Here is a 10,680-nt window from a genome sequence, read left to right as displayed (position 1 = left end):
CCGGAGAGCGGACCACCCCCGCACAGGACCCGAATTACTCGGCGGCGACCTCGGCGGCGGAGTTGGAGATCGAGCCGAAGCTCGACACCGGGCAGGCGGCGCAGAACAGGGAGGAGACGGAGACGCCACCGTTGACGGTGTCCAGCTCCTCGACCTCGATGTCGAACTGCTCGTCCTTGTTGATCTGGTTCTCGGCCATGGGAATCTCCCTCGGTTTCGCGGCGCCGGCCCGCTTCTCGGGTCGGTCACCTCGGTCTGTTCTTTTCTCGCCTTTTCGCTTTCCCGGTTTCGCTTTCCCCGGCTCCGCTCTCGGCGATGTCTCAACTATGACCGAGTTCCGAAAACCCGTGCAGTAGGAGATGTCAGATTCCCGGGAGCGTAAATGTCACTACCCGAGATGACATTTTGCACATACTCCGACCTGCGATGATGCGCTACTTGCAGATCCTCGCACGCACCCGTCACGCTGCATTCATGACACCTCTTTCCGAGAATTATCCGGCCGTGGAGGTCGTGGATCTGCGGCGCAGTTACGGCGACTACGAGGCGGTGCGCGGCATCTCCTTCTCCATCGCCCGCGGTGAGCTGTTCGCTCTGCTCGGCACCAACGGCGCGGGCAAGACCACCACGCTGGAGGTGCTGGAGGGCTACCACCCGCCGACCTCCGGCCGGGTCCGGGTGTTCGGCCTGGATCCGTTCACGGCGGGCACCCGGGTGCGCCGGCGCACCGGCACGATGCTCCAGGAGGGCGGATTCTTCAAGGAGTTGACGGTGCGGGAGACCATCGACTGCTGGCGCACCTTCACCAGCCGGGCCCGGCCCACCGCCGAGGTGCTGGCCCGGGTGGCGCTGGAGCCGAAGGCCGGCACCCGGGTCGGCCAGCTGTCCGGCGGCGAGCGCCGCCGGCTGGACCTGGCGCTGGCGGTGCTGAACGACCCCGAGCTGCTGTTCCTGGACGAGCCGACCACCGGCATGGACCCGGAGGCGCGCCGGGCCACCTGGCGGCTGGTCGAGGAACTGCGGGCGGGCGGCACCACGGTGGTGCTGACCACCCACTACCTGGAGGAGGCCCAGCAGCTGGCCGACCGGGTGGCCATCATGGACGGCGGCGTGATCGCCGCCGCGGGCACCGTCGACGAGGTGCTGTCCGGCCGCGGCGACCTGATCACCCTGCCGTTGCCGCCCGGCCGCACGCTTGCCGCCCTCCCCGAACTCCTCGGCACCGCCCCGTCGTTGGCGGACGGCCGGGCCGCGTACCGGGTCCCGCGCTCGGCGCCCGCGCTGGCCGCGCTGCACGCCTGGTCGGCCGCGCAGGGCATCGAGCTCGACGGCCTGGAGGTCCGCTCCAGCTCCCTGGAGGACGTCTTCCTCGACCTGGCCGCCGCCCACCACCACACCTCCACCGCCTCCCACTCCGCCACCGCCACCGCCACCGCCACCGCCACCGCCACCGCCACCGCCGCCGAGGGAGCGTCCCGATGAGCTGGTTCACGTACGCCAAGGGCCAGTTCGGCCTGTCCTGGAAGGTGTTCTGGCGCAACCGGCGGTCCACCTTCATCGGGTTCCTGCTGCCGGTGCTGCTCAACCTGGTGGTGGCCGCGCCGCTGCGGGAGAAGCAGATCGGCGGGGTGAACGCCGCCGGGTACGTGGCGGTCGGGCTGCTCGGGCTGGCCCTGGTGACCTCGTTCGTCAACCTGCTGGGCAGTGTGGTGGCGCGCCGCGAGGAGTTGGTGCTCAAGCGGCTGCGCGGCACCGAGTGCCCGCCGAGCGCGGTCTTCGCCGGGCAGTTGGGCGCGGGCGCGGTGGTGGTGCTGATCCAGGCGCTGGTGCTGGGCGGCGTCGCGGTGGGCTGGTTCGGCGCGCCGCCGCCGGCCGACCCCGGGCTGCTGCTGCTCACCCTGCTCGTCGGCCACCTGCTGTTCTCGGTCCTGGCGGTGGCCCTCTCCGGGCTCACCCCGACCACCGAGACCGCACCTCTGGTCGCCACCCCCGTCCTGGTGCTGTGCATGTTCGGGGCGGGCGTGTTCACCCCGGTCTCCGCCCTGCCCGACTGGCTGCACGGCCCGGCGAGCGCCCTCCCGCTCTCGCCGGTGATCCGCGGACTGCGCACCGCCTGGTTCGGCCGCGAGTTCGGCACGGAGAGCTGGACCGGCGGCCCCCTGCCCGAACTGGACCTGCTGCACGGCTGGACGTCCGCCGCCCCGTCCCTGCTCCTGGTCGCCGCCTGGCTGGCCGCCGCCTTCGCCCTCTCCCGCCGCCTGCTCCGCTGGGAACCCCGCCGCGGCTGACACGCCACCTGACCGGAACGCCCGACCGAAACGCCCGACCGGCCCGTCCCCGCCGTGAACCACCCGCCACCGCACGGGAGTTCAGGGCGCGGCGGGCCGTCGTCATGCCTGGCCCTCCGGCCTCGACACCTTCCTCCCGGACCTCCACCACCGTTTCCGGGCGCCCGCCCCGAGGAGCGCGCGCCGCGCGAGGAACGTGATGGTGCGTCAACCCGGCCCGACGTACGCTTCGTTGGTCAATCACCGTCTGCCGGCGCAGGGATGGCCTTCGCCGCAGTCGAGACCGGAGGCGCCGCGTTGACCCCCAGCACCACCCCGACCGCGAAGGTCGACTTCTACTTCGACCCGGCCTGCCCCTTCGCCTGGATCACCTCGCGCTGGATCCTGGAGGTCCAGCAACTCCGCGAGCTGGACCTCAGGTTCCGCGTGATGAGTCTGTACGTGCTGAACGAGGGCCGTGAACTCCCGGACTGGTACCGCGAGTTGGTGGACAACTCGCTCGCCCTCACCCGGATCTGCACCGCCGCCGCGGCGCAGCACGGCGAGGAGGTGCTGGCGCCGCTGTACACGGCCCTGGGCACCCGCATCCACAACGGCGGGAACAAGGACTTCCCCGCTGTCGCCGCCGAGGCCCTCGCCGAGGTCGGCCTGCCCGCGGAGCTGCTCGGCGCCGCCGGGACCGACCAGTGGGACGAGGCGCTGCGCAAGAGCCACCACGAGGGCATGGACCCGGTCGGCGAGGACGTCGGCACCCCGACCATCCACATCGACGGGGTGGCCTTCTTCGGGCCGGTGCTGAACTCGATCCCGCGCGGCGAGCAGGCCGCCGCCCTGTTCGACGCCGCCCGGACCTTGGCCGGCTTCCCGGACTTCTTCGAGCTGAAGCGCACCCGCACCGGATCGCTCAACTTCGACTGACCGGCGTAGCCCCCGCACCCACGAGCAGAAGGAGACCGCCCGATGACCGTCACCATGACCGCCGGAGAGTTCCTGGCCCTGCACGACCGCACCGAGCCCGCAGACCCGCTGGTCCTTCCCAACGTCTGGGACGCGGTCAGCGCACGGGCGTTCGCGGACGCCGGTTTCACCGCGCTGGCGACGTCCAGCTCGGCCGTCGCCGCCGCGCTCGGCTACCGGGACGGCGAGGACACCCCCGCCGACGAGATGTTCGCCGCGCTGAAGCGGATCACCCGCTCGGTCGGCGTCCCGGTGACCGCCGACATCGAGGCCGGCTACGGTCTCTCCCCCGCCGAGATCGTCGAGCGCCTGCTGGAGGCCGGGGTGATCGGCTGCAACCTGGAGGACTCCACCGCCGCCACCGGGCAGCTCAAGGACCCGGCGCAGCATGCCGGTTGGCTCGCCGAGGTGCGCTCCGCCGCCGGCGACCGTCTGGTGCTGAACGCCCGGGTGGACACCTTCCTGTTCGGCGACCACGCGGTCGAGTCCGCCGTCGAGCGCGCCGCCCTCTACCTCGACGCGGGTGCGGACGTGATCTACCCGATCCTCGCCCCCGAGTCCGCCATCCCCGATCTGGCCGCCGGCATCGGGGCCCCGCTGAACGCGCTCTGCCATCTCGACACCACCACTCCGGCCCAGCTCGGCGCGCTCGGCGCCGCCCGGGTCACTTACGGCGGCTCGCTCCAGAAGCACTCGGCCGCCGATATCACCGCCCTGGCCCAGCGCCTCGCCCCGCAGTGACCTCGCGGTGAACCCGCAGTGACCAGGCAGGCCGCAGGCCCTCCGCCCGGATCGGGGCGGCGGGCCTGCGCCGCTTCAGTCCTGGTCGCCGCCCGGAGCGGGCAGCGCGTGGCGTGAGCGGTGGTGGCCGGGCGCATCGGCCGCGGTGTGGAAGCCGACGAGGTGCACCTGATCCATCACCACGGTCGCCCTGCCGCTGATCTCCGCCAGCTGGTCGAGGAAGCGTTCGATCCCGGCCGGGCTGTCGATGACGGTGACGACGATCGGTACGGCGTCGGTCAGGCTCAGGATCCGCGTGCTGTGGATGCGCCCGTCGGGGCCGATGCCTTCGATCGCCCGGGTGGCGTGGGCGTATGCGATTCCGGCCTGTTTGGCGCGCCGAATGATCTCGTGGCTGAGCGGGGTGTGCCGCCAGAGGGTTCCGTCGGGGAAGGAGATGGTGAGGCGGGTGGCCGGCGAGGTGGTCCAGGCGTTCGGGCGACCGGCGTCCTCGGCGGTCGGTTCCAGCGGTCGCACAGCCCCTCCCTGCCAGCTGTCACCCTTCCGGATGCCGGAACGGTGTGTGCCATGCTTCGCCGCCCCGCCCGGGAGGACAAGTGCGCCATCAGAGCTGCACCATCGGGCAGCTCGAAAGTGCAGGCCTCAAGGTGCACCTACTCGAGGGGCGCGTCCCTGGCGGAGGATCGCCGAGTGCCTATCGAGATCGAACGGAAATTCCTGGTCACTTCCCTCCCCGACCCGGCGGCGACGGCCGACCCCGTGCCGGTCCGGCAGGGCTATCTGGCGCGCGGGAGCGGCGTCTGCGAGGTTCGGGTGCGGCAGCAGGGAGAGGAGTTCAGTGTCACCGTCAAGCAGGGCAGCGGACTTGAGCGGATCGAGTACGAATCCCCGCTGACGGCAGCCCAGTTCGCGGAGCTCTGGCCGGCCACCGACGGCGCCCGGGTGGCCAAGCGGCGAAGCCTGGTCACCCTCCCGGAGGGCGTCGCCCAGCTCGACGTGTACGAGGGTCACTTGGCGGGCCTGATGACGGTCGAGGTCGAGTTCGAGGACACCGGGGCGGCGGCGGAGTTCGTGCCGCCGGCCTGGTTCGGGCGCGAGGTCACCGGCGAGCGCGCGTACGCCAACCAGAACCTCTGCGACGCGGATCCCCGCACCGGCGGGGGCGCTCCGGTGCCCGGCACCGAACGAACGCTGGTGCTGCTCAAGCCGGACACGCTGGCCCGCGGACTGGCGGGCCGGATCATCGCCCGCTTCGAGGACGCCGGCCTGCGGATCGTCGGGGCGAAGATGCGGTGGATGGACGCGGATCTCTGCCGTCGCCACTACTTCGACCTGGCGGAGCGGCACGGGGATCAGGTCTACGCGATGACGGCCAGGTTCATGCAGCAGGGGCCGGTGATCGCGCTGGCGCTCGAGGGCTTCGACGTGGTGGCGACCATGCGGAAAATGCTGGGCCACGCGTTTCCGAGCGAGGCGGCCCCGGGCACCATCCGGGGCGACTTCTCGCACCACAGCCCGGCCGCGACGCTCGCCACCGGCAAGGGCGTCGCCAACCTCGTCCACGCCTCGGCCAACCGGGCCGAGGCCGAGCAGGAGATCGAACTCTGGTTCAGCAAGCCGGAGTTGTTCGACTATCCGACAGCAGCCGGGGCCTTCAGCGGCTGAGCCGGATGGGTTGCCAGGAGTCGCGTGTGGATTCTGTGCCACACTTGCGCGGATTAACGGATAGTGTAACGATCGTCACAGGGTGGGTGTTTGACGAGGACACGCCGGGGGATGTGGCAGTGGTGGGTGTGACAGGACGGTTCTTCCGGTCCACCTGCCCGCGCCACTGTCGCAGTGATCCTCGCCGTTCGCCGTGAGCCCCTGCCAGTCGGCGCGTGTGCGCACCTCGGTGACGCATGCTCCCGGCCACCGCACGCCAGCCCGACCGGCAGCGCGCGGGCAAGTCGCCCTGCTGAACCACCGGCCAACAGTCAGTCGGCGTCCATCAAGTGCACCTCACCGGAAAGCGCTTGGTCACCCCCAGGACGATGAGGGACACGTGTCTTACCCAACACCACAGAACGTCCAGCCCGGGCTGAACACGACAGGCCAGAGCGCCCCCCGCGCCGGCGGCCTGTCGGTCCTCTGGCTCGCGCACGACGACATCTCCTACTACGGGCTGCCCACCCTGCTGGGCCAGGTCCCGGCGATCGGCCGGGCCAAGGTGCTGCGCAGGGCGGACGAGGCACAACACCTTTCGGAGAACGAGCAGTTCGACGTGTGCGTCCTGCCGTTGAACTCCCGGGTGGACTGCCTCGGGCCGGTCCTGCCGCACCTCCGCAGCCGAACCAAGCTCCTGATCACCCTCCCCAACGAGCAGCGCGCACGCCTGATCCAGGCCACCGCACAACCGGCGGACGGCTACCTCCTCGGCTTCGACCTCACGGTGGCCGACCTGCAGAACACCTTCGAGAAGCTGCTCAGGGGCGAGATGCCGCTGCCCGCTTCGATGGCCCGGGAACTGATCGCCCAACGCGGCCGGACCGGAAACCTCCGCAGCCCCGGCCGGCTGACCGAACGCGAACGCGCGGTCCTCACCCTGCTGGCGCAGGGGCAGGGGAACCAGCAGATCGCCAGTTCGCTCGGGATCTCGATCCACGGCGCGAAGCGCCATGTCTCCAACCTGCTGGTGAAGTTCGACTGCAGCAACCGGACCGAGATGGCCCTGGCCGCCGTCGACCTCGGCATCGTCTCGGCAACCTGATCCCGCCGCGAGCTCGCCCGTCCCGCGCTGAGTTCCGCCCGTCCCGCCTGGTGGCCGCTGCCGATCGTCCACGCGTGCGACTACCAGGTGGGACGAGCCGAGACTCCGCCGTCGACCACCAGGTTGTGCCCGCTGATCCACTCGGCGAGCGGTGAGGCGAGGAAGACGCAGGCGTTGGCCACGTCGCTCGCCCGGCCGAGCCGCCCCAGCGGTACGGCCCGCTGCCAACGTTCCACGCCCTCGGGCCAGTTCTCGGCGAGGCCGTCCCGGTCGATCAGCCCGGGCGAGACGCTGTTCACGCGCACTCCCGCCGCGCCGTACTCCAGTGCGGCCGCCCGGGCGTGCATGATGATCGCCGCCTTGGACGAGGCGTAGTGCGCGTGCCGAAGCGCCGGCTGGGTGCCCTCGATGGACGCGATGTGGGTGACCGACCCCCCGCCCTGTCCGCGCATGACGGCGGCAGCCGCCTGGGTGCAGGAGAAGACGCTGCTCAGATTGGTGTCCACCACGGCCCGCCAGTCGGCGAGTTCCATCCCGGCCAGATCCTGGGTGGGTTGCAGCCCCGCGTTGTTGACCAGGGCGTCCAGTCGGCCGAAGCGCTCGACCGCGGCCTGCACCAGGCGCCGGCACTCGCCCTCCTGGCCCAGGTCGGCACCGACGGCGAACGCCGCGCCGCCCTCGTCCTCGATCGCCCGCACGACGGCTTCGGCGGCGCCCGCCGCCGTGCGGTAGTGCACCACGACCTTCGCCCCCGCGAGGGCGAACTGCCGGGCGATGGCCCGGCCGATCCCGCCCCCGGCGCCGGTCACCAGGGCGACCTGACCGCTCAGGTCGGGAAGCCGAAGGGAATCTGCCACGGGCTCAGCCTTCCGGTCCGTCGTTGACGAGGTCCTCTGATCCGCCGACGAGGAGGTCCGGCGAGGCATCCGCGGGATGACGCAGCGGCTGGCCCGGGCGGCAGAGCGCCCGGATCCGGTCGGCCAGCCGCGGATACCGGGCGCAGAGCTCGTCGGCCTCCCCGCCCTCGTAGTCGGTGGCGACGAACCCGGGCGCCATCGTGCAGCCGAACAGCGACCAGTCGCCGCCCGGGGCCACCGATCCGCCCATCCAGGTGCCGCCCGGGACGATCAGCTGGACCTGCTGGCCGTTCAGCACGTCCGGCCCGAGCACCACGACGTCACCGCTGCCGTCCGGGTGCAGGAGGACCATCTCGACCGGCGCGCCCAGGTAGTGGTGCCAGACCTCGTCGCCGGGGAGGCGGTGCATGGCGGAGAACGTGCCGTCCTCCGCCGAGAGCAGCACCATGATCGCCGATCCGGCCGCCCGCCCGTCCTGCTGCGGAGCGCCGGACCAGGTGCGGCGGAAGAGGCCGCCCTCCAGCGGCATGGGGTTCAGTCGGAAGTGCTCGGCGAGCTCCGCGGCCGTGGGTTTCTGACTGTCGCTCATGCATCCGTTCCATGGCCGGGCCCGGCCCCCGGGCGGGGCGGGATGGATCAGGTCATTCGAAGCTCGGGCGGCAGGTGGTCCCAGAGATTGAGGTGGAGCAGGCGCCACCGCCCGTTCTTCCAATCCAGCGCCACGATACCGCTGTTGTAGATCTGAAAGCACGTCAGATCGGTCTGCGCGATCACCCGCAGCACGGTCTTGATCAGCCCGCCGTGGGTGACGGCCAGGACCGGGCCGTCGATCTGTTCGCTCAGCTCCGCGAGTTCGGCCAGCGCCTCCCCGGCCTGCTTCTGGAACCGGAGGTAGCGCTCGGAGAGCCGGTACCCGGCGGGCACCGGCTCGAACGGAGCCGGTGCCCGCGGCAGCTCGTCCACCACGTGGAACGGGGCCTCCGCCAGGGTGGGTTGGATCTCCACCGGAAGGTCCAGTGCCCGGGAGAGGTGGCCGGCCGTCTCCTGCGCGCGCTTCAGCGGGCTGGTGCGGAGGGCGGCGACCTCCAGCCGGCCCTTGTGGTCGAGGGCCGGGTGGTCGGCGAGCCAGGCGGCGAGCAGCTGTGCCTGCCGGTGCCCGGTGTCGCTGAGCGGGGTGTCCAGGTCGTCGCTCGGATCGAGCTGCCAGGTCGACTGCCCGTGCCGGGCCAGGTAGATCTTCATATCGCCTCTCCGTCCGCTCGGTCTGCTCGCCATCCGCCCGCCGTCCGCCCGCTGTCGTCGGCTCAGCGGTTGCCCATGCCCAGGGCCTTGGCCGAGCGCTGGTACTTGATGTCCGCGGTCACCCGGGTGTCGAACCGCTTGCAGAGGTTCTCGGACAGGGTCTTGATCAGCTCGACCACCCGCGGGTCCTTGGCCACCTCGGGGTCGATCCGCGGGTAGATCGCCAGCTCGACCTCGCTGACCGGCTTGACCTCGCGCTCGGCCTCCGGAAGGCGGAGGTTGCTGACGAACGCCCGGTCGATGCTGCACCGGAGCGCGTCGCGCTTGTCGAGCCAGACGAAGAACGTGTAGCGGTAGTCGTCCAGCTTCAGGGCCGGGAACAGCTCCTGGGGCGGGATGCCGTAGTTCTCCTCCAGGTGCCGGCCGGGGTGCTCGATGTCGGTGCGGGCGAGCAGCCGCTTGACGACGGCCACGGCCTCGGGCGAGTCGGGGGCGGCCTGGATGGTGCGCTTCTCCTCGCCGTCGAAGACGTAGCGGTGGTCCTTGCGGACGTGGTTCTCGTCCTGTGCGGCCTTGAAGGCGCAGAAGGCGTGGGTGATCTTGTTGCAGGAAGTCCGCAGCAGCGCACCGGTGTTCAGGATGCGGAAGTCCTCGGTGTCGTAGTAGATCGCCGTGTTGAGCGGCGGGGTGACCCGCGCGTTCTCCTTCTCGGCGATCTGGGCGCCCGGCACCAGGTCGCCGATGGTCGCGGCCATGTCGTCCAGCCAGGCGTAGTAGTCCTCGTTGGAGACGGCGTCCATCTCGATCTTCAGGGCGAGCTGGTTGAACACCACGAAGTCGCCCTTCTTGGTGTAGACGGCCTCGTTCTCCGGCATCTTGGGCGTGGTGGTCACGGTGTCACTTCCTTCGCTCGTCCCCCCGGTCTCCCGGGGAGGTGTCATGGTGGGTGGGAAGCCGGTGCCTTCGGATGTGCCTTCAGAGGTGCTTTCTGAGGTGCCTTCGGATCAGGGGAGCGGCAGGCCGGTGTCCACACCGTCGAGGGCCTTGCTGCAGAGGCAGTTCCGCTCGGCGGGGAGCTCGGTCACCAGGTCGAGGATGACGGTGCGCAGGCGTTCGATGTTCTCCGAGAAGACCTTGAGGACCTCCTCGTGGGTGACCCCTTCACCGACCTCCACGCCCGCGTCGAGGTCGGTGACCATCGCGATGGACGTGTAGCAGAGGCCGAGTTCGCGGGCGAGGGCCGCCTCGGGGTAGCCGGTCATGCCGACCACCGACCAGCCCTGGGCCGCGTGCCAGCGCGATTCGGCGCGGGTCGAGAACCGGGGCCCCTGAATGACGACCAGGGTCCCGCCGTCCTGCGGCTCCCAGCCGGCCCGGCCGGCGACGGCCACGGCCTGCCGCCGGCCGTCGGGGCAGTACGGGTCGGCGAGCGGGATGTGGACGACGTTGGGGCGCAGGCCGTCGGCCCGCGGCTCGCCGTCGTAGAAGGTCTGCTCGCGCCCGTACGTGCGGTCCACCAGTTGGTCGGGCACCACCAGGGTCCCGGGTCCGAACTCGGGGCGCAGTCCGCCGGTGGCGCAGGGGGCGATCACCTGGCGCACGCCCACCGACCGGAGCGCCCAGAGGTTGGCGCGGTAGTTGATCCGGTGCGGGGGGAGCGAGTGGCCGCGCCCGTGGCGCGGCAGGAAGGCCACCCGCCGGCCGGCCACCTCCCCGAGCAGCAGCTTGTCGCTCGGCGCGCCGTACGGGGTGTCGACCGCCACCTCGGTGATGCCGTCGAGGAGGGAGTAGAAGCCCGATCCGCCGATGACGCCTATCTCGGCGCCGTCAATTTCACTCATCAAAT

The 10,680-nt window shown here is 71.1% G+C and carries 13 protein-coding genes; 6 read left to right on the top strand and 7 right to left on the bottom strand.

The window, feature by feature from the left end; translation table 11 throughout:
- Positions 1-34 precede the first annotated feature (34 nt).
- A complete protein-coding gene (locus ACFV18_RS05500) occupies positions 35-199 on the bottom strand; it encodes a hypothetical protein (protein WP_380479562.1) in 165 nt (54 codons plus the stop codon).
- A gap of 275 nt (positions 200-474) precedes the next feature.
- Between ACFV18_RS05500 and ACFV18_RS05495 the strand changes: the two genes are divergently transcribed.
- From ACFV18_RS05495 to ACFV18_RS05480, 4 genes are all read left to right on the top strand, one after another.
- Complete coding sequence (locus ACFV18_RS05495) at positions 475-1,482, top strand: ABC transporter ATP-binding protein (RefSeq protein ID WP_380479560.1); 1,008 nt, start codon at positions 475-477, stop codon at positions 1,480-1,482.
- The gene (locus tag ACFV18_RS05490; RefSeq protein WP_380479558.1) at positions 1,479-2,288 is read left to right on the top strand and encodes an ABC transporter permease; all 810 of its coding nucleotides are present in this window, start codon (positions 1,479-1,481) and stop codon (positions 2,286-2,288) included. Before ACFV18_RS05495 ends, ACFV18_RS05490 begins: the two co-directional genes overlap by 4 nt.
- 261 nt (positions 2,289-2,549) lie before the next feature.
- A complete protein-coding gene (locus tag ACFV18_RS05485) occupies positions 2,550-3,206 on the top strand; it encodes a DsbA family protein (protein WP_380479556.1) in 657 nt (218 codons plus the stop codon).
- Between the two features lie 42 nt (positions 3,207-3,248).
- Positions 3,249-3,986 carry an isocitrate lyase/phosphoenolpyruvate mutase family protein gene (locus tag ACFV18_RS05480; protein WP_380479555.1) on the top strand — a complete coding sequence of 246 codons (738 nt, stop codon included), beginning with the start codon at positions 3,249-3,251 and terminating at the stop codon, positions 3,984-3,986.
- A gap of 75 nt (positions 3,987-4,061) precedes the next feature.
- Here ACFV18_RS05480 and ACFV18_RS05475 read toward each other — a convergent pair whose 3' ends face one another.
- Positions 4,062-4,502, bottom strand: a complete 441-nt coding sequence (locus tag ACFV18_RS05475; RefSeq protein WP_380479554.1) for a DUF190 domain-containing protein — start codon at positions 4,500-4,502, stop codon at positions 4,062-4,064.
- A 654-nt stretch (positions 4,503-5,156) separates the two neighbouring features.
- Between ACFV18_RS05475 and ACFV18_RS05470 the strand changes: the two genes are divergently transcribed.
- Complete coding sequence (locus ACFV18_RS05470) at positions 5,157-5,651, top strand: nucleoside-diphosphate kinase (RefSeq protein ID WP_380479870.1); 495 nt, start codon at positions 5,157-5,159, stop codon at positions 5,649-5,651.
- A gap of 379 nt (positions 5,652-6,030) precedes the next feature.
- Complete coding sequence (locus tag ACFV18_RS05465; RefSeq protein ID WP_380479553.1) at positions 6,031-6,735, top strand: response regulator transcription factor; 705 nt, start codon at positions 6,031-6,033, stop codon at positions 6,733-6,735.
- 80 nt (positions 6,736-6,815) lie between these two features.
- Here the strand turns inward: ACFV18_RS05465 and ACFV18_RS05460 are convergent, their stop codons facing one another.
- The 5 genes from ACFV18_RS05460 to ACFV18_RS05440 all read right to left on the bottom strand — a co-directional run bounded on the left by ACFV18_RS05460 (position 6,816) and on the right by ACFV18_RS05440 (position 10,675).
- Positions 6,816-7,592, bottom strand: coding sequence for an SDR family NAD(P)-dependent oxidoreductase (locus tag ACFV18_RS05460; RefSeq protein WP_380479551.1), 777 nt, complete (start codon positions 7,590-7,592; stop codon positions 6,816-6,818).
- Between the two features lie 4 nt (positions 7,593-7,596).
- Positions 7,597-8,181, bottom strand: a complete 585-nt coding sequence (locus ACFV18_RS05455) for a cupin domain-containing protein (RefSeq protein ID WP_380479549.1) — start codon at positions 8,179-8,181, stop codon at positions 7,597-7,599.
- 47 nt (positions 8,182-8,228) lie between these two features.
- Positions 8,229-8,834 carry a histidine phosphatase family protein gene (locus ACFV18_RS05450; protein WP_380479547.1) on the bottom strand — a complete coding sequence of 202 codons (606 nt, stop codon included), beginning with the start codon at positions 8,832-8,834 and terminating at the stop codon, positions 8,229-8,231.
- A 62-nt stretch (positions 8,835-8,896) separates the two neighbouring features.
- The gene (locus tag ACFV18_RS05445; RefSeq protein ID WP_380479545.1) at positions 8,897-9,727 is read right to left on the bottom strand and encodes a hypothetical protein; all 831 of its coding nucleotides are present in this window, start codon (positions 9,725-9,727) and stop codon (positions 8,897-8,899) included.
- Positions 9,728-9,838: 111 nt separating this feature from the next.
- Positions 9,839-10,675, bottom strand: a complete 837-nt coding sequence (locus tag ACFV18_RS05440; protein ID WP_380479543.1) for an S-methyl-5'-thioadenosine phosphorylase — start codon at positions 10,673-10,675, stop codon at positions 9,839-9,841.
- Between the last annotated feature and the right edge of the window lie 5 nt (positions 10,676-10,680).

The sequence above is a fragment of the Kitasatospora sp. NPDC059673 genome (genome assembly GCF_042734215.1).
Taxonomy (GTDB): domain Bacteria; phylum Actinomycetota; class Actinomycetes; order Streptomycetales; family Streptomycetaceae; genus Kitasatospora.
The sequence above is the reverse complement of the archived record's forward strand: the minus strand, read 5'-3'. Positions and strand labels throughout refer to the sequence as shown.

What these genes read in the sequence shown, in the direction of transcription:
- ACFV18_RS05500 (WP_380479562.1), bottom strand. Translation starts at nt 199, where the DNA reads ATGGCCGAGAACCAGATCAACAAGGACGAGCAGTTCGACATCGAGGTC.
- ACFV18_RS05495 (WP_380479560.1), top strand. Translation starts at nt 475, where the DNA reads ATGACACCTCTTTCCGAGAATTATCCGGCCGTGGAGGTCGTGGATCTG.
- ACFV18_RS05490 (WP_380479558.1), top strand. Translation starts at nt 1,479, where the DNA reads ATGAGCTGGTTCACGTACGCCAAGGGCCAGTTCGGCCTGTCCTGGAAG.
- ACFV18_RS05485 (WP_380479556.1), top strand. Translation starts at nt 2,550, where the DNA reads ATGGCCTTCGCCGCAGTCGAGACCGGAGGCGCCGCGTTGACCCCCAGC.
- ACFV18_RS05480 (WP_380479555.1), top strand. Translation starts at nt 3,249, where the DNA reads ATGACCGTCACCATGACCGCCGGAGAGTTCCTGGCCCTGCACGACCGC.
- ACFV18_RS05455 (WP_380479549.1), bottom strand. Translation starts at nt 8,181, where the DNA reads ATGAGCGACAGTCAGAAACCCACGGCCGCGGAGCTCGCCGAGCACTTC.
- ACFV18_RS05450 (WP_380479547.1), bottom strand. Translation starts at nt 8,834, where the DNA reads ATGAAGATCTACCTGGCCCGGCACGGGCAGTCGACCTGGCAGCTCGAT.
- ACFV18_RS05440 (WP_380479543.1), bottom strand. Translation starts at nt 10,675, where the DNA reads ATGAGTGAAATTGACGGCGCCGAGATAGGCGTCATCGGCGGATCGGGC.